We start from the raw sequence: 23,089 nt of genomic DNA, 5'->3' as shown, positions 1-23,089 counted from the left end.
CGGCACCCCGGCGGCCCCGCCCGTCCGGTCGCCCCAGGCTGGGCATTCTGGCGGTGTGGGGGTCCGGGTTGGTGGTGATGCTGGCTGATACCGACGCCGGGTCACTGGTCACCGCAGCGCAGTCCGGCGCCCAGTGGGGATACCGGATGATCCTGCCCCAGGTGGTACTCATCCCGGTCCTCTACGTAGTGCAGGAGATCACACTACGGCTCGGGATCGTCACCGGCCAGCCTCATGGCGCGCTGATCCGGGCCCGGTTCGGCCGATGGTGGGCGACGCTCTCGGTCGGCCTGCTCTTCATCTCCGTAATCGGTGCGCTGCTCACCGAGTTCGCCGCCGTGGCGGGCGTGGGCGAGTGCTTCGGGATTCCCCCATGGGCCACCGTCCCCCTCTCCACAGCCTTTCTGCTGGCGATCACACTGACCGGCAGCCACAGGCACGTCGAGAGGATCGCGGTCGCCGTCGGCATGGCCGAACTCGCCTTGCTCGTTGTGATGCTGATGAGCCACCCGCGGATCGGCCCGCTAGTCCAAGGGCTGGGCTCGATGCCGCTGGGCAACTGCTCCTACCTGACGCTGGTCGCGGCGAACGTCGGCACTGCGATCATGCCGTGGCTGGTCCACTACCAGCAGAGTGCCGTGATCGACAAGAAGCTGTCGACCGCTGCGATCCGCGAGGCGCGCCAGGAGACCGCCGTAGGCGCGGTGCTCACGCAGTCCATCACTGTCGCGATGGTGATCACGGTTGCCGCCACCGTCGGCATGCACAGACCCGGCAGCCCACTCGACAGCGTCGGCCAGATCGCCGACGCGCTCACCCCGTACCTCGGACACACCGTCGGCACCGTACTCCTCGGTCTCGGCATGACCGGCGCGGCCCTGGTAGCCGCCATCGTCTCCTCGACAGCCGGCGCCTGGGGCCTGGCAGAGGCCTTCGGTCGGAAACCCACCCTCGCAGAGCGCACCAACCGCCGACCCGCCACCTTCTACCTCGCCTACGCCCTCGCCCCCATCGTCGCTGCCGTCCTGGTTCTAACCGGCCCCGACCTGATCGGCCTTAGCGTGGGCGTGGGAGTGCTGAACACCATGCTTCTGCCGATCGTGCTGGGTCTGCTGCTAGCACTGGAGGCCAAGGCACTGCCCAAGCAGTGGCGGATGCGCGGCCCGCGAAAGCACCTGACCCGGGCGCTGTGCCTGCTGGTGAGCAGCTTCGGTGTCTATACGACCCTCGCGGCACTCGGACGGATCTGACCCGCGCGCTTGCCGGCCTCGGGGACGAAATGGATCTTCTCGCCGATGAGTCGCGAAGGAACGGTGCTCGCGCTCGCGGCGCCGGGGCGAAGGAATCATGCCCCCTTGGTGGGGATGTCCTGTTCGGCCCAGATGGTCTTGGAGTTGTGCTCGTAACGGGTGCCCCAGCGGCTGCTGCAGTGCAGGACGAGGAAGAGTCCGCGGCCTCCTTCGTCGTTCTCGTGTGCGCGGCGCAGGTGGGGCGCGGTCTTTCCGGCGTCCGACACCTCGCAGGTGAGGTTCTGGTCGTGGATCAGGCGCACGGTGACCGGGCCGGTTCCGTAGCGGATGGCGTTGGTGACCAGCTCACTGATGATCAGTTCCGTGGCGTCCTGGAGCTCTTCCAGGTGCCACGCGTCCAGTTGGCGACGTGCAAGGCCGCGCGCGGTCGATACCACCGAGGGGTCGGGTGGGAGCGTCCACAGAGCGATGTGGTCGGGGCCGAGGACATGGGTACGGGCCAGCAGGAGGCTGCGATCCTCGGCGGGAACAGGCGGGAGCAGCGCACTGGCCGCTTCGCACAGCTGTTCCAGGGAGGGGCCGGGGTAGGTCAGCACGCTTAGCAGTCGCTGCCTGTTGCTGCTCGCCCGGGTGCCGGCGGCGGAGTAGAGGCCGGTGGTGTGCAGCGCGAGGAGGGTGTCAGGCGGCAGTTCGGTCGTGGAGCTTTCGAAGGGACCTCCCTCGCCCAGGAAGGGGCCGATCGGGACCGCGAAGGCAATCGGTCGACCGTCGGGCCCCAGGGCGATCGGGCGGGGGTGGCCCGCGCTGGCAGCGGTGCAGCGGCCCGTCGTCGGGTCGTAGAGCAGATAGAGGCACGACGCGGTCGACCCCGATGGCCTCCCAGCGCCCGGACCGTCCCCAAGGCTCTCGGCCAGCCGATCGGTGGCCTCGTCCAAACGGGTGAGCAGTTCCTCCGGCGGGAGGTCCTGGGCGGCAAGGGTCTGCACCGCGGTGCGCAGCTGTCCCATGGCCGCCGCCGTCTCGATGCCGCGGCCGGCGACGGTGCCCATGACCAGCGCCACCCGGGCTCCGGACAGGGGGATGACATCGAACCAGTCGGCGGCTTCGGCGCCGTGGTGGTGGACGTGCGCGCACTCGACGGCGGAGAGCCGGGGCGGAACGCGGGGCAGCAAGTGGCGCTGCAACCCCGTTGCCACGTCGCGCTCGCGCCTGTAGGCGAGCGCCTTGTCCAGGCTGAGCGCCGTACGCCCCGCGAGCGACACCGCCAGGTCCAGGTCTGCCGCCGCGAACGCATCCGGGCGGTCGGCGCGGACGAACGTGGCCAGCCCGAGCAACTGTCCCTGGACCAGCAACGGCGCGACAAGAGCGGAGCGCCCCCCGGGCGACAGCGTGGGCTCCTTCGACGGGCCCTCCACGAGCACGGGGGCCAGCGAGACCATCGCCTCCGTGTAGGCCGACGCATATGGCTGCGCCAAGGCGGAGGTGCCTGGGGCAGTGTCCTGCTGGTCAGGGCGGCCAGGTTCGGCGTGATCAATCACCCGGAACAGCACCGCTTGGTCGGCGCGCGGACCTGCCGGCGGCCGGTCTCCACGGATGACCTCTTCGACAAGATCGACCAACACACCGTCGGCGAATCGAGGGACGGCCACTTGAGCGAGCTCTCGGGCGGTCGTGGCGGCGTCGAGGCTGGATCCGATGAGGCGGTTGGCGTCGTTGTGAATGTCGAGCCGCTCCAGGGCAGCCTCGCGTTCGGTGACGTCCTGGACGACCGCGGCGAGTCCCAATACCCGCCCGGAGGGATCGCTGAGCCGGAAGGCGGTCACCGACACCGCCATGCGCCGGTCGGGATCGTGCACCGGGAAGCCGTGGAACAGCCGGTCCCGCACGGTTTCGCCGCTGGCCAGCACCTGTGCGGCCGTCTCGGCGAGCTCCTGGCTGTCCATGCCGGCGGTGAATTCCGCGACCGTGCGCCCCAGGACGGCGTCCTCGGCCAGTCCGCGGACACCCGCCCCCGCCCGGTTGAAACGGACTACTCGAAGGTCCCGGTCGAACACGAAGAGACCCACCGGCGCCTGGGTGAACAACGCCTCCAGGAAGGCGTCGCCGACCCCGCCACGGTCTTCGCCAGACACCGCCACCTCCAGAACGACCAGCATCTCCACGATCGCACGCGGCACTCCGGCTGCAACTCCTCAACCACGCCGCCGCGTCGCTTCGACGGAAAGGAGGACCGCCGACACGGACCGCCCCCACGCTGCCATCGCTGGTGTCGCTGGGGACGGAGAAGAAGATGTGGATGGTCCTGCGGACAACTGATCAGCTCATCGGTGCGTGGAACTGCTGCATGCATCCTTCTAACGACCTCTGGTCGGGTGACTCATTGTTCTGTCAGTTCAGTCTCCTTCGTCCACGAACCCCTGCTGCAGGGCCGGCGTGGTCATGAGCTCCGCGTTGAAGTGTCCCCGTCGAGCTACCCGGCCAGGACGTTTTCCCGATCTGTGGCCTTGTCGGCCCACCGCGAGTCGGACGACTTCCTTTGGCCCGTTCATCCATCGTTGGTGGACCAAGAATGGGGCTCGTTGGCCCCGAATTGGCCCCGAGCTTTCCTGAACGCTCAGATGTGCGGTCTGACCTGCACGGATACAGACGGCGGACGAGCGGGCCTGTACGCCGGGTTTATCTGCCCCACCGTACCTGACCTGGGCTTATGTGAATCGGACCCGCTCTGACCTCCTCTTCGAGGCAGTCAGAGGCAGTCAAAGGCGCTCGGAGGCAGTCGGAGGCAATCAAGGGCAGTCAGAGCCAATCACTCTGATTCGACCCGGATTCGACCCCGAAAGTTTTGTCTCCAATGGTCGGCGACGGCTCCACGCCGTTGATCGTCCGGGTCGAATTCGACCCCGCTTCGACTTGGTCGTCCTGGAGGCAGTCACCGGTAAAGCCAGCCATGCTGGCCCGCCGCCGACGGCTTCCTGCCCCGCCGCGAGAGTGACGCCTGCCTCTGACCCGGGCCCCAGCAGTACGAAAGCCCCCAGGACGGGAATCCTGGAGGCTTCGCTGGCACCGATCGGAGGTCGGTTCCGGACACCACCCGCGCTTTTGACCGGGCAGTGGTGGCGCTCACGTCCTTGCGAGACATCACCAGAATGCCACACGGCAGCTCCCGATCGCAGTCCTTATCCGATGCTGCTCTGCCGTCTCCGAGGCAGTCAGAGGCAATCACCCCCCGTTCCTCGGCTTCGACCGACTCCCCCCTTCAGCGGTCGACCTGATCCTGCTGGGCGACCTCACCGGCCGCTACGCGACCGGCAGCTACACCCGGCGCAGCTCCAGCGGGGCCCTGGCCCTGCGCGAGGACCGCCAGGGCGTGGCGGACCACGGCCACCGGATCACCGCGGCCATCGCCTGCCATGTGGCCCGCGCTGGGGGAACCGTCGACCAGCTGACCCGGCTGCTGCTGCACCCCGACCACGAGGGCGGCAGGCACGCCCAGATCATCGAACTGCGCTCCGGGCAGGCCCGCGTCCGCGCCTACATCGAACGGGTCTGGGCCAGCGCCAGCGCCGAGGTCGCCGCCACCGTCGCCGTCGGGTCGCGCCACGGCGCGCACGAAGACCTCGTCGTCCTGCGCGAGCAGATCGAGACCACCTCCTGGCGCGGCGAGCGCGGCCGCACCGCGCTGCGGGTGCTGCGGGCCCACCTGAACTTCGCCGAGACCGCCGGCGGGCGCCTGCACGCCGCCAGCGAGCGGCAGGCCGCCGAGGAGGCCGGGATCTCCCGGCAGACCCTGCGCAACGCCTACGAGGCCGTCCTCAAGCCCGGCGGCTGGCTGCGCCGCCTGCGAGTCGGCCACGGCACCGAGGGCTCCACCTGGTACCTGGGCAACGGCCTCACTCCCCCATCGCCGTCTCGTACCGGCACCAGTCAGTGCCCCCCCGACGAGGCCCTTGGGGAGTGGTCCACCCCTGAGACCGATGTGGCTCCCGAGACCGAAGGTGAATCGCAGGCCGGTAACAGCCCAGCGGAGAACGCCACCCAAGTGGCTGCTCCGGGGCAGTGGTCCACCGCTGAGACAGAGGCTTCCCCGGACGTCGACTCCAGGGTCATCGGCCGCCTGATGGCCAACGACGCCTTCGCCCGCGCTGCTCTGGGCAGCTCCGCCCTGATGGTCATCGGTGCCCTGCACGCCAACCCCGGGCAGAGCGCGGCAGAGCTGGTCACCTCCTCCTCGGTGTCCCGGGCAACGGTCTACCGGACGCTGCAACGGCTGCACCGTCACGGTCTGGTCCAGCGAGACGACTCCGCCTGGACGCTGACGCCCCGCGCCCTGGAGGGCACCGGCGTGCCCGGTCCGCAGGCTGTTACCGAGCCGGGGCCCGGGTGGGACGGCCTGGCCGCCGCCTACAGGACCACCGGCATTGCGAAGGCCCGCAAAGCCTTCCACGCAGCCGAACGCGCCGCCTACCGGGCCGCACTCGCGGCCCTGGCCGAGCACCGCACCCCCGCGCTGACGATCGTCCGCGACGGCGTGACCGTCCTGGTCCCCGCCCAGCGCGCCGACGAGATCCCCGCCCACTGGCACGCCCCCGACGGCAGCGTCCTGGACCCGGTCACCCACCGCCCCGTGCCCGGCTGGCGCATCGCCACCGACGGCCGACTGATCCTGCACAGCCCCGGCGACCAGCTCACCTACGAGGAACTGGTCGCCGCCAACACCCTCGCCCTTCAATCCTGGGAGACAGCCGCATGACCCCGACACGGTCCACGACCTGGTCCGCAGCCCGCCAGCGGCAGGCACTGGACCTGTCCGCCCGCTACCGCCACGGCGCCAGCATCCCCGAACTCGCCCGCGACACCGGGCTGTCCAAGGGCACCGTCATCAACCGGCTACGGCAGGTCGGCACTCCGATGCGGACCCCGCAGCAGACCCGGCTCCTGCAGGCCGACCCCGAGCAGACCGCAGCCCGCAGCGAGCTCGCCACCACGATGCGGCGCTGGTACGAGTCAGGGACCTCCGTCCCCGCCCTGGCGGCGGTCTTCGAGTGCTCCCAGCGCACGGTGCGACGACGGCTCGCCCAGGCCGGAACCACCCTGCGCACCCCCGGCCAGACCCGCGCCCTGGGCACCGACGGGCAAGCCCGCCGCAAACTCATGCGCTCCCTTCGGGCCCGCTACGAAGCAGGGGCCCCGGTGCAACTGCTGGCGACCGGCTGCGGCTACTCGACCAGCACGGTCTACCGGCTGCTGCACCAGGCCGGAACCGCGATGCGGCCCCAAAACCAGCCGAACCCCCGCACCCGCGGCGACCGCTCCCCGCGAGCACCCCTGAACCCCACCCCACCGCCCCTGGGCACGGAGACACCTCCGGGCACCGCGAGCAGCCGCAATACCTCACACCCCATCAACCGGATCGGAACCACATCATGATCATCGCTCACATAAGTCCCCGCACCGGCGGCAAGACAACCTCCGCCGGATGGCAGGCCCACGCGCTGCACGAGCGCGGCTACAACATCGTGGCGTTCGAGGCCGACTACAGCAGGCAGCTCACCGAATGGGACACCCGCTCCGGCGGGTTCCCCTTCCCCGTCCAGCAGCAGGCGTCCCCATGTTCCACAAGAACGTCCCCCCAACGCTTGCCCCCGGGCAGATCGGCGTCGTGGACTGCGGCCACGCCGAAGACCACCGCGGCATCGTCCACTCCGTCCTGCGCGTCGCCGACCTCGCCATCCTCAACACCGCCCCGACCACCGCCGACATCGACCGCATCGAACGCCTGCCCATGCGCACCCTGATCGACGACATCGCCACCCTGCGCCCCGACAACACCCCACCGCCCACCTGGGTCCTACTCAACCGCACCGCCAACGGCGCCAAGGCCACCAAGCAGTACAAGGACTACCTGCGCGAGCGCGGCTGGAACGTCTTCACCACCACCATCCCCAGCACCCAGGTCTACGCCGGGTTTTGTCTTGTTCGGGCCTCACAACCTTGCCGCCGGACAAGTGGGTAGGAGTACTTGGCGCGGGGGCGACCTCACCGTCACATCGCACGCGGCCTCGCGTGCCAGGAGCGCCAGGGCCGTATTGACTGGCCCGGATCCCGTCGGCCCACCCGCCACCGTGGCCTACGGACCGTCGACCAGCACCCGCTCCACCATTCTTGCTCGCGCAACTCCACCGCTCTGGGAGCGGCACGCACTCTCTCTGGCATCCAACGCGGACATCAACGACCCCACCCCACCACCCGCCGTCACCCGGCACCGGCAACTCCACGGCGGGCTCACGTCGCGAGAGTAGGGACCGCTGCGCTCCGTCACTCAAGATCTGCAGCCTTGCCCCCAGCGGCCGAACGCCCAGCAGGCACTGGCCACCCTGACCCGAGCGGCACTTACCAGAGATCACTTTGCTGAGCGAGTGCACCAGACTGCCCATCGCCCACCGCGACATCGTCCACGCGTGCCCTGGCTTGGCCCGCACCGTCCTGTGAAGACACCGACCGGCAAGGGACGATGCAGGGCCTTGACTGTGAACAAATAGGGAGGAAACTGTTCCACATACCAGACAACCAGAGAGAGCCGCACCGTCGACGAAGACGTTCGTCGGCACGAGTGACCCGTATCTCGGCTCTGGCTAGGCCCCCGGCAGCTCGTCTCGATATCGGAGTCGTCAGCGACGACTGAGACTCCTGACATCGATGCCGAACACCGGGGGCCGGTCTGTGCCCGGGCAACGGTTCCCAGCCGTCCTCAGTCAGTGCAGGTGGGCAGACTGCGCGTGGTACCCGTCCTGCCGGGCGTGCCCCAGATGAACGCGATCGCCGAGCGCTGGATTGGTTCCTGCAGACGCGAGGCCACCACAGACCGCATCCTGATCACCGGCGAACGCCACCTTCGCCTGGTCGTCAACGAGTCCATCGGCGGGTCACGATCTGACGATCGCCGCGCGTCGAGGGCGCCCCGATCCGGTGCGGGGCGCGTGTGCGTCGGCGGCTCGGTTCGGCCGCTCGGCTCAAAGGCGCAGTAGACCGTCGCGGATTCGCTCCAGCAGGGCCACTGTCGGGCCGCCGACCGGATCCGCGAGGTGCCGGTGCACTTGCACGTATCGTTCCGCCGAGAGGTCGCCGACCAGCACCCTTGCCACTCCCAGCGGCACCGGCAGCAAGGCGGAGATCTCCGCCACCGAGCGCGGGTACTGGCACAGCTCGACGATGCGGAGCCGTTCGAAGCTCAGCGGGGCGGTCAACGCGGCAGGCAGGGCCGAGACCAGGGTCTCCAGGCGCAGCTCCTCGCGCAGCGGACGGGTCCGGCCCGAGGTGACGATGAACGGGCGGACGACCTCCCCGGTCTCGTACTCGTAGCCGTCCGCCCCGCCGCCCCCGCCGATCGCTGCGCTCACCGCGCGGCGCCGCTGTGGGCCAGCCCCGGGGAGGGTGCGCCGAAGAGCAGCCCGGGCAGCAGCACCGAGGCCGTCACCCCCGCCACCGGGGACGGGGCCAGTCGTACCCGGGCTCCCAGCCGGTCCGCCAGTCGGCCGACGACGTAGTGTCCGAGCAGCTTCGTCCGTCCGACCAGGAAGCTCTCCGCCCCCGAGAGCCGCAGGTTCGCCGCCGCCAGCTCCTGTTCTGTCAGACCGTGCCCGTGGTCGACGATCGCCACCAGGTAGTCCGGGCCCTGGGCCCGGGCGTACAGTTCCACGTCCGTGTCCGGTGCCGAGGCGGCCAGGGCGTTCTCGATCAGCTCCGCGAGCAGGTGCGCGACCTCGGCCACCGCGCCGCCGTCCACCAGTGCCTCGTCGACCTGCCTGAGCGCGACCCGCCGGTAGTCCTCCACCTCGCCCAGGGCGGCCCGGATCACGTCGCCCATCGCGATCGGCCGGGCCCAGCGGCGCGGGCTGCGCTCGCCGACCAGGACCAGGATGCTCTCCGCATTGCGGCGCATCCGGGTGGCCAGATGATCAAGCTCGAACAGGTTGGCGAGCACCCCCGGGTCGTGCTCGCCGCGCTCCAGGGAGCTGAGAAAGCCCAGCTGACGAGTCACCAGGTTCTGGTTGCGGCGGCCGAGATTGGCGAGCGACTCGGTGCTGTTGCGCTGGAGCACCGTCTGCTCGACAGCGAGCCGCAGCGCGGTGCCGGCGACCCGGTTGAGCGCGGTGGCGACCTGCGCGATCTCGTCCCGCCGACCCGGCAGCGGGGACCCCGCCAGGGCGGAACCGGCCAACGCCGCACCGGACACGGAGGAGGCGATCTCGGCCGGGTCCTCCCCCGCCGCCGCGTCGCGGACCCGGGCCACCGACTCCGGCAGTGTCCGGTCCGCCAGCTCGTCCGCCTCCCGGCTCAGCTCCCCAAGCGGACGGGTGATCGACCGGGTGGCGGCAACCCCGAGCAGTATGGCGCCGCAGATCGCGAGGAGGGCCAGGGCGGCGTCGAGGGCGAGCTGCCGTTCGGCGGCCGAGCGCAGTTCCGCCGTGTGCGACCGGCTGTCGGCGGCCACGGCCGTCTGCACCGCATGCAGCGAGTCGACCAAGGTGCTCGCGGCATTCCACCAGTCCGCCGCCTTCACCGGCAGCCGGGTCGCCCGGTAGGCGGAGAGCACCTGCTGCTCGGTGTCCGACACCGACGTGGCCGCCTGGGTGCGTAGCGCTGCGTCGAGCGCGGCCTGCTGGGAGCCGGAGGCCGTGCGGCCGACCTGCGTGAGGGCGTTGCTCTTCGCGGCGAGGATACGGACGAAGGAGGGATAGTCCTCGCCACGGAACGTGCCTGCCGCCAGGACGCCGTTCAGCGTGCCCCGTTCCAGCGCCGCGGCCTCGGTCGCGTCACCGAGTGAGCGCAGGGTGGCCAGGTCGGCCCGCAGCTGGTCGTCGGAGACCGCAGCGTTCGAACCGGCGAAGGCGGCGTCGGTCAGGGCGGTGACAGCGTCGGTGTAGAAGGCGAGTTCCTCGGTCGTTCCGATCGTCGCGGTGTCGGCGCGGCCACGCACCGAGCTGAGCCCGCTGAGCTTGCCGAGCGCGGTCCTGACGGCGTCGGCGCCCGGCGTATTGCCTTCGAGCTGCCGGTCGAGCGTGGCCCGGGCGCTGTCCGCCTGAACACGCTGCGCGGCGACCTTGGCTCGGAAGCCCTCCTCGCCGCCGAGCAGACCGGCGGTCAGTCCGCGCTCGCGTTGCAGCTCGCCGACGAACGCGTGGGTGTCGGTGATCACCGCGACCTGGTCGCTGATGTGGCCTGCCGCGGCCGAGCGCCCGGCCTGCGACGCCGTCCCCAGGCCGGCCAGCACGACCAGGGCCCCGGTCGGCAGAGCGAGGATCACGGCGAGCTTGTGGCGGATCGTGCGCAGTCCGGACAGAGGCCGGAAGGCAGTGGGCACAGAGGTAGTGGGCACAGTGGAGTGTTCCCCTTGGCAGTGGCCCGGCGGGGTGGACGCTCGGGGAAGGACGTGTACGCGCAAGGCTAGGAGGCGGGGGTTGCCTCCACGTTGCGGACGACTCAGGCCCGCACCCGTACCTGCTTTGAGGAGTACGCAATCCAGAAGTCAACTCGTCCGAACGTTGCCGACACACGGTCGACTCCTCCAAATGGCATTTCATACCGCAACCATGACGTGGCATCAGTTCCCTCACCAGCTCTGACGCAACTCATCGACAAAGCCCGTGGCGTCAACCGCCGAGCTCTGGACACTGTCCGCGTCGGCCAGAGCTGCGTCCTTCGAGCCCAGCCTTCGAGCCCGTCGCACAGCCCACCCTCACCCAGGATGGCAGGAGGGCCCCGGCCCTGAGGTTCGGCGACCCCCGGGTCATGGCCCTGGCTGGCGCCCTGTGCCTGGGGCTGTTCGCAGCGACCGCCAACACCAACAAAGCCTGCACCCATTGATCGTCCGATCACTCGGCACCCCCTACAGCGCCAGCCAGATGACCTACGACCTACGTCGCCTACGCCCCAAAGACCTGATCCGCAAGATCAACCGCACCGGCACCTACGCCCTGACCCCCGACGGACAACGCAGCGCCGTCTCCTACCCCGCAGCGCCAACGCTCGTCAAGGACGAGCACGTCATCAGCGCGGACGAGACGACCTCGATCCAGGCCCGCCGCCGCTGCCACCCTCGCGCCCGGAGGCCCGGGCGATGCGCGTCCACCACACATTCGGCCGCGGGGGCGCTCCCGCATACTCGACCGCCTACGACGTCCAGCAGGCTGGGGCGTTCGGGCGCACCGAGCCGCGCACCAGCAAGGCATCGCCGCGCGCACACCACGAACCAGCCCGCGCAGCCACCCATCAAGCCACCCCCGCGCCCACCCCGCCGCCTTACCCAACCCCACCCACCATCCATCACCACAACACAGGACAACAGGAAGAGTGCGCGCACGGGGGGTTGTCAGAGCTTGAATGGTACCTTGCAGGAGCTGTGAGCTGGTGTGATGCCGAGCCGGCCGACAGAAGGTGACCGCCCTACGGCCCCCCTGACGGCCCCCTCTACACACTGCTATGCGGCCCTGGATACGGCCCGAACGACGCGCCAGCGTGCGAGGGTGCGCAATCCAGATCGAGGAGTCCCCCATGCTGCTGGGAACTTCCATTGATGGCCAACGGAGTGGGTCAAGGATGCCCTGCGGTCCGTAGCGAAAACGGGACGAATTCTGCTGATGATGACGGAGTGCTCATCCACCGCGTCCGGATCGTCGAGCGTCCCGGGCCGCGGGAGGGACAGCGGTCGGCCGGTGCTGTTGCCTGACAGGGGTCGTTACCCCGGCTGCCCGCAAGCAGACTGACCGGGAGCCCGGATGTGACAGGCTTATGGGTATGCCCAAGAGTCGTGGCCGCCGCACGTCCTCCGGCGGTAAGAAGCAGCGCAAGCCGGTCCGCCGTTCACCGATGCCTCTGCAGCTGGCGGACCAGGTGATCCGCGATGCCCGGCAGCACCTCGACAGCAGCGGTGAGGTGCTGATCGCGGAGGCGTGGGCGAGCGGCTGGCTCGGCCAGGCATGGCTGGATGCTCCGCTCGCGGAGCGCGAGGCCGAGCATCACCTGTGCATGCAAGTGGTGGGCCGTGCCTCAACCACCCCGTCCCCGGCGGGCCTTGCCGCCGTGGCGGCGCTGCAACGGGTGGCCCCTGTCGACAGCAAGCCGATGTTGGCGGGCACCGTGGCAATCCTCACCGAGACCCAGCCGCTGCCCAGCTGGCACAAGGCCTCGGGCCACCACCCGGTGCGGGCCTGGCAGGCGGTGGATGTCTGGGACAGCAAACGCGTGCTCTTCATCGCCTACGACGAGCCCACCGCGCACACCCTGATGGCCCAGATCACCCAGACCGCAGGCACCATGGTCGAGAAACTCGGCCTTCTCACCCCGAGCGCGGCCGCAGCCTGGTCCGCCATCCGCGAAGAGGACGACGTCCCGATGCCCCTGGCCGACCATGACGTGCCTGCCGCCTTGGCCGATCTCGCCGCGGCCCTGCGCATGACGGACATGACCTGGCCCCGCAACGACGACGAGGACTTCGTCGCACTGCGGGCCCTGGCCTGGGCACGCTGCCGCCACCACCTGCCCGACTGGCCCGAACATACGTCGCTGTCCGACCTCGAACGAGACTGCCTCCTCGACGCATTCACCGCCACCCACGCCGACGAACCGCAAACGGCCGAGGTGATCCGGTCCCTGGCCGAGCTGTTCCTCGGCTACGGCGAGGACTACATCGCCACGGGCCCTTTGTCCTGGAGTCCCGGGCAAGCAGCGGTCTTCCTGGTTGACTGGCTGCCCCGCAAAGCCGTCCTGGACCGCGAGCAACGCACCCTCCTGCCGGACACGCTCAAGCGATGGGTCCACTTCGCCCTGACCGAACGCGGCGTCGAACCGCGCTGGATCGCCCCTGTCACCGACGCCATCGAGGCCCATCTGCCGGACTTCTACACTGCCTTCGACGACCAGACCACCTGGGGCCCGGCAAAACAGATCGCCGCCCTCCTCACGGAGCGCGGCATCGACCCCACCGACCACGACGCGGTCAACTCCGCGATGCGCACACTCAACGCCGAGCGGCTCGCTCACCAACTCACCCAGCCCCCTCCCCGCCACGACTCTTGACCATTCCTCCCCTCGTGGCTGGTCGCAGCGACAACGGGAACACTCCAGCGCCACGGGGTCAGGCTGAGCTGCCACCGCTGCCCGACGCCGAGGGCGACGTGTACGAGCTCCTCGCCCCAGAGGGTGCCGCACCTTGTCAGATGCCCAGTGCGGCCAGCTTCATGACCAAGTCGCCGGGGTTGCGCGCCCTGCGGCGGAGGTGGCCGCGCAGCCGCGTTCCGCGGGTAGCCGCGTCGCGCCCGCGCCTACGCGAAGCAGGGTGACGGCGCTCGTGTGCGGCTCGACGCGACCGCGCCCGAGGCGCAGGAGGTCACGATCGTGCGGCGTGGCTGGTGGACGTGGTGGCGCGAGTGGCGCGGACCAGCGCGTTGACCCGGGCGCGGCGGCGCGCGACCGAGCCTGGCCGGCGAGCAGTGTAGCGGCGCAGTGCAGGCCTGGGATTGCCGCGACGGCCAGTCCGCGCGCTCGGGGTGCGGGTGGTTGATTGCCTCCTGCCGGGCTGCCGGTCGGCTGTCGGGACGGCCTGGGGATCCCGGGGCCGCCGGTGGGAGCAGCACAAGCTGCGGCTGAATGCCCGCTCTCGCTGGAGCGGGCGTAGGTCGGGCGCCCGAGGGGTCTGGCGGGGTTCCTTGCAGGCAAGCCGGTGGACGTTGTGGCCGCGCGCGAACCCTTGGATGCCGTCTCCTGACAGGCTCTGTGACCCGTGTCGGGAGGGGCCTTGGTATCGATTCGTGATCTTCGGGGTGGCTGTCTGTAAGTCGGTCGGTGAGCGGTGTGGGCTTGCCTTCGGCGAGATTCGATTCTCTCTGCGGAGGCGCGCGATGCCGATCCCTGTCCTTCTCCTTCCTTTTCGTTGCCCGTCCTTGGACGGTGCACAGCGCCTGGCCGTGGGCGCGGTGGTGCTCTATCTGTTCGCCGGGGTGCTGTGTGCGGCGCTGGGCGCCGGCCCGGATCAGCCGAGTGGAGTCGAAGACTGCACGGGGCTCGGCCGCTCGCGCGCACGGGTGCTGGTCGAGTACCTGCGGTGGGCGGGCTGGCTGTTGGCATGGCCGGCCGCACTGGCCCGGCCGCAGGCCCAGCGGGTCCGGCCACAGGCCCAGCGGGTGTGGTCGGTTGCCCGGGCCTGGACCACGCGCGAGGTCGCATGGCTCGTGCTCCGCTACTGGGTCAAATGCCACGGGCGGGCCAAGGAACGGGCCATCGGTCAGCCGCAAGTTCCAGCACGGGTGCCCGCTACGAACGCGCTGCCGGATACGAGGATCCGCGCGGACGAGGCGATGGCCCGGTTTCGGCCCGCCATTGCCCGAGTGCAGGATGCGTGCCGTCAGGAACGGCTGGTAGACGCGGTGTTCGCGGCTACCGCTCTGCTCGACCAGGTGACCTTGCTGTACGGGCCGGGGCATCCGTGCACCCTGCAGGCCGTGGAGCTCTTGGCACATGTCTGTCATCTGGTGGGTGACCATGCGCGGGGAGTGCAGTTGTACGTGCATGCCGCTGTGGGGTGGTCGGCGCAGGGGAAGCGTTCCCGGGCCGTGCGGCTGGTCCGCAACGCGTACACGCTGTGGCAGCTGTCCTCGGACGGGCAGGCGCTGCGGACCGGGATCCTGCTGCTGCCCTATCTGCGGGAATACGCCGGGAGCGACTCGCCGACGGTGGCCCGTGCGCAGGAGCGGTTGCGTCACCTGCAGCGGGAGCGGGGCGTGTCCTGGGCTCGGTGATCTCACGTGTTTGTGTTCGCCCCGGCGCCCCTTACAGACGCCCTACTGGGAGAGCAACCGCGCCCTACCGTCCCCGTCGACGCCAAGCCGTGATCTTCCGGCTGGTGATCAGTAAGCCGCGCGGTAAGGGCAGGTGGGTTGTCTCGGTCCAGAACCCGTCCTCCCCTACGAAAGGCTCGCGATGCCCACCACACCCTGGCTACCCCCTGGTTCCCGCACACTGACCTGCCGGCCGCTCGCGCGCGCGACGTCACTGACCAGGGCGGGAAGCCGATGAGCGCGGAGTTCGCTGACGTGCTGCCCACGGTGCTGGGTGGCGCGATCGACACGGTGATCGCCGCCTGCCGCCTCGCGCGGTGGGGCGCGGCGCATCTGGTGCTCACCGGCGGTTGCAGCCTGGTGCTCACCGGGGCGGCGAAGGTCGCCGGTGACCGGCTCGCCCGCCGGGCCGTATCGGAGCGGGTCCGCTTCCAGCTCGCGGCGACCCGCCGGTTCGACCCGAGCCCGGAGGAGATCTGGCGTTACGCCGCCGTGCTGATGCGGGCGTGCGGTGCCGGGCACTGGTGGATCCCGCAGCGCGCCCGTTCGGTGCGGCTGCGCCTGCGCGCGGACGGCAGCGAGCCGCTGGGCTGGAGCGTGGAGGGACCGGCATCGGCGCGGCACCTGCTGGCTAGCTCCCCCTACGACCAGGTGCAGGTCACCCGGGTCGCCCCGGTCCACGACAAGCCGCGTACCCACTACGGTGCGCGCCGAGTTCACCGTCCACGGCAACCCCGCCCGCTACCTGCGCGAGGTGCCCTTGGAGCCGGACCCACTGCAACCGGTGGTCGACGCCGTGGCCGACCTGCGCGCCGACCTGGGCGACCTGGCCGAGATCGTCCTGGACCTGCAGCCCGTCCCCCGCTGGCGCCTTCGGCTTCGCCGCGGGCAAATTCTGGCCGACGCACGCACGCGCTCGCGCGCCGAGGCCCGCCGCGAATCACGGCTGGGCTGGAGTAACGCCGCCGACGTCGAAGACTCCTGGCGCTACCAGTTGTCCCAGCTCCTGGAGCCTTCCTCCACCGGCGGCTCCCCGGCGCGGCGTCTGCAGCTGTCGGCCCGCCCTCGGCCGGTCAACCGTGCGGCCACGCTCGGGCGGATCGGTAAGGACACCGCACTGGTGCGCATCCAACTGCTGGTGCGCTGCTGTTCGAACGCCGAAGGCCGCGCGGAGCGGCGCCTGCAGCAGCTGGCGGCGGCTCTGGACATCTTCGCCGAGGACAACCGGCTGCGCATGGACGGGCGGCGGCTGGGCCCGTGGCACTGGGGCGCGAACCACCGCCTGCGGCGCGGCTCCTTCGACCGGCGCTGGAGCAGCGGCCTGGTGGTGCCGCGCGGCGAGAGCTGGGTGCGCATCGACGAGCTGGCCGGGTTCCTCAAACCGGTCACCGTGCACTGCCGGCTGCCGCTGCTGGCCACCCAGGTGCCCACCTACGAGCTCGGCAGCCAGGAGTTGCTGCCGCACGGCTGGTACACCGCGGCGGACGGCCGCACCCGGCTGATCGCCAGTCCGCTGCACGAGAGCCTGTTCTCGCTGTCGGTGGGCAAGTCCACCTACGGCAAGACCGAGAAGGCGGTCGTGCAGGCCCTGGCCCTGGCGCACGGCGGCCACGGCGTGACGTTCATCGACCCGCACGCGGACTCCTGGGCGCTTGCCGCCCCCTATCTGGCCCACGACAGCATCCGTGACCGGGTCTGGCACCTGGACCTGACCGGGCGCCCCGATACTGCCGTAGCTTCCTGGAACCCGCTGGGCTTGGAGCACGGACAGGTGCCCGCGGAGGTGGTGCGCGCGGTCGTGGACGGCTTCGCCTCCGTGCTGGGTTGGAGCGACCTGAACGCGCCCCGCGCTCTGACCGTCTTGACCAAATGCGCCGAGGCCCTGGTCGCGGTCAACACCCGGGCGGTGGCCACCGGATACCCGCAGTGCCAGGCCACGCTGTTCCAGATCCGGCCCCTGCTGAGCGACCCCGCCTGGCGCGCCGCGCTCCTGGCCCGCCTCGAGCAGCTGGACCCGCAGGCATGGCGTTGGTGGAACACCAGCTTCCCGGCCCTGGCCGCGGACGCCCTGCCGGTGGTGACCAACCCGATCGACCGGCTCGCCGCCGACCCCACCGCCCTGGCGTTCCTCGGCTCACCGGCGCGGGCCCGACCGCGCTGCGGCACCGCATCGAGGACCTGCAGGCGATGGCCCAGGAACCCAGCGTCGCGCGCCTGGTACGCCAAGTCCCCGTCGGTGCGGCCGTCCTGGAGGACCTCGAGGCACACGGTCCCACGGCGCCCGTGTGGACCTCGCTCACCGCCCGCACCGGCACCTGCGGCTGGATCGACCTGTAGATGCGGCGGTCGGCGACCAGAGGGCCGACGCATCCTGAGCCGGACCGCCTCCGCGACGCCACCGGGGACGCCTCATAGCGAACAGCGGCCAACGAGGCAGCCCAGCGCCCCCAGCCACCGATGTCACACCGCACGCCTGCATCTGACATCGCGCCACCTTCATCCATCCGCTCGTCCAGCCCGATACGCAGGCGGGAGAACCACCCATGCCTCACGAGCAGCGCCACCGCACCGCACACCACCCAGCGCTCGGGAGCGCCAGACGCCAAGTCGCCTACCCCCACCGGTGGCAGCAACGGCGGGACGTCGAGCCAGGCTGCGGCACCAGAGGGCTGGCGGGAACCAGGTGAACGATCTCGACAGCGGCGACGGAGTGGCGTTCTACGGCACCGTCCACGACTACTGGTCCCACACACAGGTCCGCGACTGGGTCATGCTCCATCCTCAGATGACCCGAACCGCCTACCTCTTGTACTGCCTGCTGCGCTCGATGGTCGCGGAGAAGCAGCCCGGCTCACTACGCCGGATGTCGCTGGACCAATTGTGCTGGCTCCTGCCCGGGATCAACGGGAAACCGACCGGGGTGTCCACGATCACCGACGCCCTTCGCCTGCTGGCCGGGCTCGGCCTGGTCACCAACCCGGACGGACAGCGGACAGTCACCTCCACCGGCAGGGGCGGCATCCAGAACACCTTCCGCCGCTACGAAGTCCACGACCTTCCCCCGCAGGCCCACCGCGGTTGGCGGAACGCATGGGACAAGCTGGACGCCTACCGCCCCGACTGGCGTCAGAACCCGCCGGAACCGCCCGCCGTCCGCAGCGCCCACAACGGCCTCGATGGCCGCAATTCCGGCACTCGACGTGACCAGGCACGCAACGATGAACCCGCAGGTGGCTTCGATAGCCGGATTTCCGGTCCCGCCCGCCGGAATTCCGGCGGGACTGACCGGAAATCCGGCGGCAGCACGCGCCTGACCAGCGCGAACGCCGCCCCCAAAGAAGTCTCTCAAAGAAGTTCTTCTCTCCCGGTCCCGCGCTGAAGCTGCACCCGTCGCCGGCGAGAGAGAGAAGCAGCCAGCGTCCCCACCCGCGAGAAGCGCACCGCCGCAGCAGCCGGTGTCGCCAGCCGAGCAGATCGCCGCCGCCTGGGCCGCAGGGCTCCGTGCCAGCGGCAGTGCGCGCATGCCGCGGCGTCAGGCCCAGGTGCGCGCCCAGGCCGCCGAGATCCTTGGTGCGGGTGAGCAGGACATGGCATTCCTGCTCGCTCGCGCCGAGTGGATGGGCCGGATGAAACCCACCTGGTCCCGCTTCGAGGACGCCTTGACGTTCGAGGGTCAGGGGGCGCCGGCTCGCCGCGCGGCCACGCGCGCTGGAAGCACCCCGGCCCCACGCTGCGGCGACTGCGACGACGGCTGGCGCTACACAGACCCCGACAACGCCCTTGGCCCCTACCGCTGCCCCGCCTGCTCCGACCTCGCCCAGGCCACCCACCATCCCCAGCGAACCGAGGCAGGGCCGTGAGTGGCGTTCCGTGGGCCTTCGGCACCGGGGCATTGCTGGCCCCCCGGTGTCGGGGCCTGTGCAAGACGGGTGACCGTGCCCTATTGATTCTCGCCCAAGACCCGTATGAGCTGCGTCTGGTGCGCGGGGGCGCCGCTAGGACTGGGGGGTGGCTGTCGAAATCCGGTGGAAGGCGGATGCCGGGTCGGGGCACACTCACCGACTATGTCCACAATGCCTGCGACCGGCCCGATGTGTACGCGTGAATCACTCGCCTCCGAGCTGCGTGCCTTTGGCCTACGCGCTGGTGAGACCGTCCTCGTGCACTCTTCTCTCAGCTCGCTCGGCTGGGTGTGCGGCGGTCCCGGCGTCGTTGTCCTGGCTCTGCTCGATGCCCTTGGCGCACAGGGGACGTTGGTTGTGCCGACGCACTCCGGTGACAACTCCGATCCAGCGAGCTGGGCCAATCCTCCCGTGCCCAAAGCATGGTGGGCGACAATCCGGGCATCAACGCCGCCCTACGACGCCCGCACCACACCCAGCCTCGGCGTCGGTGTCATCCCGGAGACCGTCCGCAACTGGCCGGGCGCCCTCCGCAGCTCCCATCCCCAGACCTCCTTCGCGGCCCTGGGTCCACGCGCCGCCGCGATCGTGGACGGCCACGCGCTGGACTGCCGGCTCGGCGAGCGCAGCCCACTCGCCCGGCTGGAAGAAGCCGAGGCCCGGATCCTGCTCCTGGGCGCGGGCTTCGAATCCTGCACTGCATTCCACCTGGCCGAGTACCGGGTACCCACGCCCCAGGTCGACAACTCCTTCGCAGTCATGACCCCGCAGGGCCGCCGCTGGACCACCGTGCGAGACACTTCGATCTCTGAGGACCGCTTCGATGAGCTGGGCGCGGCCTTCGAGCAAGAATGCCCAGTGCTGCAGGGCAAGGTCGGCGCCGCCCAGGCCCGGCTGTTCTCGCTGGCTGACGCCGTCGCCTATGCCCAGGTCTGGCTGGTCAAGCACCGGCCGCGTACAACTTCGATCTGACAAGTGCACTGTTCTGCTTCCGGGTCCGGCTGAGCCATTGCAACCGCCGGCCCTCCTCCATACTCACCGACCGCACGAACGCTCAGGACGACACACCACGACCACCTCCAGGATCAGAATCTGCAGGCAGCGGGGTCCAGGAGCACAGCGGCTTCAACTCTTCACAGGCGGGGCGGTGTTGTCGGGCCCTGCCGCCCAGGGCCGCTCGCCGACCTCGCAGTTGTAGCACCTGGCCACGTGACCGTCATGGTTGTACCACTCATTCTCCCCGCAGTCCTGGGTGACCTTGCCAAGGAAACCCCGTTCTACAAGGCACCAGGGCAGAAGCCTTCGCAAACGAGTGCGCCTCCGATACCCGCACATCCTGGTCACCCCCGGAGGCTAGCGTGACCGGGCAAGCCGTAGAGATCCATTTTGCCGGCCTCCGAGCAACGCCATTAGACCGGTCAGACGCGAAGTGAGCTGTGCGGCTGTGCCCACAAGATCGATCCGGGCTCGATGGAGCGGGTCGGCATCGGTTCCGGGTCGATCCCGTGTGCGGCAGTAGCGTGGCGCCGCCACAGGACCCGGACGTCGGTGCGCCGGGAGCGATCCCCGGTCAGGGCAGCCGCCCGCTCCTGCTCTGCCAGTCGGGAGCACTCGCGACAGTCGGGCCACGCCGGTCCCAGCCCATCGCGGTGCGCGTCGCGGTCCTGGCTGGCGGACAGGTATCGGCCGAGATCCGGTCCGTCCTCCCGGCCCGGGCTCGTCGCCCCACGGGCGGGGATGACGGCTGCTGCCTCGTGGCCAGCTCCGCTGTCGCCTTCGACCCAGTACGTGGAATCGGTCATATCGTCGCTCCCTTGAAGCGTCGTCACCCCCCGGGGCCGTCTCAATCGGTCGCCGGGCTTGAGCGAGCCGTACTACCCACGACTAGCCACGGCTATCTACGTGGCTAGCTATGGCGGGCCCGGCCTGGTCGCCTAGCGTTCGATCATGAGCATCGACCGGGAAGGCCCTGTGCCGCCGTACGTACAGATCGCCGACGCACTGCGCGGGCGCATCGCCTCCGGCGAGATCGCGCCCGGCAAGGCCATCCCCTCGCTGGTCGATATGGAGCAGGAGTTCGGCGTGGCCCGGGACACCCTGCGCAAGGCCGTGAAAGTACTCAAGGACGCAGGACTCGTGCACACGGTCAGCGGTCTTGGAACCTTCGTAGTGGACAAGCCTCCGACGCCAGGGAGCTGAGAGGCAGAGGACAGCGAGCTGAGGCTCCTACTCGGCCGGTGCCTCGCGCCGCAGCGCCGTGCAGCCGCATCCTGAGCGGCAGTCGCCTCTCGATTGCTCAGGCACTGTCCCGCGCATTCTCAGACCCTAGAGCGCCCTGGACTTTGGAGTCGCACACTCGCCCGCCTTTGCGGCGTGCGTAGGGACACGGCGCTCCCTCGGCCAGATGCCGGTCCACAACCCCCCAGCATGCCAGAGGGGATCTGGAGGCGCTGGGGCGCCGGCGGAGCGATCGCCTGTGCTCAGCCGTGGTCGAGCTGGGGGACGACGTCCATACCTTGCGCGTAGACCTCGACAGCGGCGCGCATGGTGCCCTGTTGGGCGCAAACCTGGTCTGCCACAGCAGCGCCGCGCTGAGCGAGGCCGGCACGACGCAGCCGCCCATGGATGCATCGGTGGGCGCGCTCTCTCGCTGCGACTGGTCTCCTTTGGCCGCCCGCGCCGTCCCGCCTGGTTGGTGAGCTACCCGTGGTGGGCAACGTGGACCCCGGCATGCTCTCAGGGTGTCGGAGAGCAGCTGGCTAAACACGACTCTCCTGGGCGCGCCGACGGACGTGGCCTTACAGGCCGGGCGCCGCTTGGGTTGTGACTATCTGCGGCCCCTGGTCGGACACTGTTCCGCGGCGGCGGTAAAGGGTGGTTGTAAGGCGGGGCGGACCTTACAGGGCCGTGATCTTGGCTCCTTGCAGCCGCAGCGTTATCGGGTCGTGATCGGAGCACCCGAAGCCTGTAAGGATCTTGGTTAGGTGGCGGGGTTGGTTGAGGGCAGATTCCCATCCGCTCCCGGAAGGACCCGCCGATGCCCGCCCCCACCTCCACTCCCCGCCCACCGGGCGCGGCCGAGCCGCCGGATCCTAGTCCCGTCGCCACTGCTGATGGTCTGCAGCGTGCGCAGCGTCGTGCCCGCCTGGCGCGGATCGGGGTGTGGGCTGCGCTGTGCGCAGGGCCGCTTGCGCTGGCGGCATCGTGCGGATCCGGGCAGCCCGTGCAGCGCCCCGCTGTACGCACTGCGACCGCTGCCGCTAGCCCTGCGGCGGCGGATCCGGCTGGCTATGCGCAGATGTTCATCGACCTGTGGCTGCGCAGCGACAGCTCCTCACCCGGCAGTGATGCGCGTGCGCAGCCGGTGCGCGCCATGGCGCCCGGAGTGGATCTGCTGACGGGCAGCCAGACCACGCGCAGTGTCGAGGCGTCCGCAGCGGTGCGCAGTTGGCAGGTCCGGCCCGGCTCCTGGTCGGTGGTGGTCGCGGTGGAACTCGTCTCGACGGACAGCGCGGGCAAGAGCGCTGCGCAGTTGCGCTACTTCGCAGTGCCGGTCGCCTGGTCTGTCAGTGCCCCGTCGCTGGGCGCGCCGGGGTCGTTGATCGTGACCGGTGATCCGGCCGAGGTTGCTGCGCCGGGGACGGGCACGGTACCGGCGTCGGTGTATCCGGCGTCGGTCGGATCGGGGTCGGCGTTGGCGGGCTCGGTGTCCGCGTGGGCGCAGGCGTATCTGACGGGCTCGGGCGAGGTGGCGCCGTTGCTCGCCCCGGGGACAGTGCTGGCCACTTTGGCGAGTCCCCCGTACGCGCAGGTGCAGGTCGGTCAGGTCAGTGCGGAGCGGCCGGGGATGGACGGGGCGGTGCCGGCCGACGGGACCACGGTCGAGGTGCTGGTGCGCGTCAGTGCGCAGGACGGCACCGGTGCGCAGTGGCCGCTGCAATACGCGCTGCGCATGCGCGCACGGGCCGGCCGCTGGGAGGTCGCCGCGCTGGAGCCCGGACCGCTGATCGCCTCGAGCAGCGCGCAACCCTACCCAGCCACCACGAGTGCGCAGAGCACTGAACTTCCTGCGTAATAACGCCGCGCCGTCTTCAAGTGCTGCGCA

Annotated in this window: 15 protein-coding genes; 11 read left to right on the top strand and 4 right to left on the bottom strand. The window is 70.2% G+C overall.

Going from position 1 to position 23,089, the window contains the following annotated elements; genetic code table 11:
• Positions 1–77: 77 nt before the first annotated feature.
• Positions 78–1,250, top strand: a complete 1,173-nt coding sequence (locus ABIA33_RS31895) for an NRAMP family divalent metal transporter (protein ID WP_370086406.1) — start codon at positions 78–80, stop codon at positions 1,248–1,250.
• Between the two features lie 95 nt (positions 1,251–1,345).
• On the opposite strand, the gene ABIA33_RS31890 is transcribed toward ABIA33_RS31895, so the two are convergent.
• Positions 1,346–3,427 carry a SpoIIE family protein phosphatase gene (locus tag ABIA33_RS31890; protein ID WP_370086404.1) on the bottom strand — a complete coding sequence of 694 codons (2,082 nt, stop codon included), beginning with the start codon at positions 3,425–3,427 and terminating at the stop codon, positions 1,346–1,348.
• A 1,190-nt stretch (positions 3,428–4,617) separates the two neighbouring features.
• Between ABIA33_RS31890 and ABIA33_RS31885 the strand changes: the two genes are divergently transcribed.
• The 3 genes from ABIA33_RS31885 to ABIA33_RS31875 all read left to right on the top strand — a co-directional run bounded on the left by ABIA33_RS31885 (position 4,618) and on the right by ABIA33_RS31875 (position 7,263).
• The gene (locus ABIA33_RS31885; RefSeq protein WP_370086402.1) at positions 4,618–6,000 is read left to right on the top strand and encodes a helix-turn-helix domain-containing protein; all 1,383 of its coding nucleotides are present in this window, start codon (positions 4,618–4,620) and stop codon (positions 5,998–6,000) included.
• Complete coding sequence (locus tag ABIA33_RS31880; RefSeq protein WP_370086399.1) at positions 5,997–6,677, top strand: helix-turn-helix domain containing protein; 681 nt, start codon at positions 5,997–5,999, stop codon at positions 6,675–6,677. The genes ABIA33_RS31885 and ABIA33_RS31880 overlap by 4 nt, the downstream gene beginning before the upstream one ends.
• 181 nt (positions 6,678–6,858) lie before the next feature.
• A complete protein-coding gene (locus ABIA33_RS31875; protein WP_370086397.1) occupies positions 6,859–7,263 on the top strand; it encodes a hypothetical protein in 405 nt (134 codons plus the stop codon).
• Between the two features lie 997 nt (positions 7,264–8,260).
• Here the strand turns inward: ABIA33_RS31875 and ABIA33_RS31870 are convergent.
• Both ABIA33_RS31870 and ABIA33_RS31865 read right to left on the bottom strand, forming a co-directional pair.
• Positions 8,261–8,647, bottom strand: coding sequence for a DUF742 domain-containing protein (locus ABIA33_RS31870; protein ID WP_370086395.1), 387 nt, complete (start codon positions 8,645–8,647; stop codon positions 8,261–8,263).
• Positions 8,644–10,611, bottom strand: a complete 1,968-nt coding sequence (locus tag ABIA33_RS31865) for a nitrate- and nitrite sensing domain-containing protein (RefSeq protein ID WP_370086393.1) — start codon at positions 10,609–10,611, stop codon at positions 8,644–8,646. The genes ABIA33_RS31870 and ABIA33_RS31865 overlap by 4 nt, the downstream gene beginning before the upstream one ends.
• 1,433 nt (positions 10,612–12,044) lie before the next feature.
• Between ABIA33_RS31865 and ABIA33_RS31860 the strand changes: the two genes are divergently transcribed.
• The 5 genes from ABIA33_RS31860 to ABIA33_RS31840 all read left to right on the top strand — a co-directional run bounded on the left by ABIA33_RS31860 (position 12,045) and on the right by ABIA33_RS31840 (position 19,956).
• A complete protein-coding gene (locus tag ABIA33_RS31860; protein ID WP_370086391.1) occupies positions 12,045–13,325 on the top strand; it encodes a hypothetical protein in 1,281 nt (426 codons plus the stop codon).
• A gap of 863 nt (positions 13,326–14,188) precedes the next feature.
• The gene (locus tag ABIA33_RS31855; protein ID WP_370086389.1) at positions 14,189–15,043 is read left to right on the top strand and encodes a hypothetical protein; all 855 of its coding nucleotides are present in this window, start codon (positions 14,189–14,191) and stop codon (positions 15,041–15,043) included.
• A 742-nt stretch (positions 15,044–15,785) separates the two neighbouring features.
• Positions 15,786–18,461 (top strand): hypothetical protein, encoded by a 2,676-nt coding sequence (locus tag ABIA33_RS31850; protein ID WP_370086387.1) that lies wholly within the window; start codon positions 15,786–15,788, stop codon positions 18,459–18,461.
• A gap of 142 nt (positions 18,462–18,603) precedes the next feature.
• On the top strand, positions 18,604–18,942 hold the full coding sequence (locus ABIA33_RS31845) for a hypothetical protein (RefSeq protein WP_370086385.1): 339 nt from the start codon (positions 18,604–18,606) through the stop codon (positions 18,940–18,942).
• A gap of 204 nt (positions 18,943–19,146) precedes the next feature.
• The gene (locus ABIA33_RS31840) at positions 19,147–19,956 is read left to right on the top strand and encodes an aminoglycoside N(3)-acetyltransferase (RefSeq protein WP_370086383.1); all 810 of its coding nucleotides are present in this window, start codon (positions 19,147–19,149) and stop codon (positions 19,954–19,956) included.
• Positions 19,957–20,402: 446 nt separating this feature from the next.
• Here the strand turns inward: ABIA33_RS31840 and ABIA33_RS31835 are convergent, their stop codons facing one another.
• Positions 20,403–20,786, bottom strand: a complete 384-nt coding sequence (locus ABIA33_RS31835; RefSeq protein WP_370086381.1) for a hypothetical protein — start codon at positions 20,784–20,786, stop codon at positions 20,403–20,405.
• A 145-nt stretch (positions 20,787–20,931) separates the two neighbouring features.
• Between ABIA33_RS31835 and ABIA33_RS31830 the strand changes: the two genes are divergently transcribed.
• A complete protein-coding gene (locus ABIA33_RS31830) occupies positions 20,932–21,183 on the top strand; it encodes a GntR family transcriptional regulator (protein ID WP_370086379.1) in 252 nt (83 codons plus the stop codon).
• 1,099 nt (positions 21,184–22,282) lie between these two features.
• Positions 22,283–23,059 carry a conjugal transfer protein gene (locus ABIA33_RS31825; RefSeq protein ID WP_370086377.1) on the top strand — a complete coding sequence of 259 codons (777 nt, stop codon included), beginning with the start codon at positions 22,283–22,285 and terminating at the stop codon, positions 23,057–23,059.
• Positions 23,060–23,089: the final 30 nt, after the last annotated feature.

The organism is Streptacidiphilus sp. MAP12-16 (assembly GCF_041262165.1).
Classification (GTDB): Bacteria; Actinomycetota; Actinomycetes; order Streptomycetales; family Streptomycetaceae; genus Streptacidiphilus.
Note: the sequence above shows the minus strand (reverse complement) of the source record. Positions and strands in the feature narration are given on the sequence as shown.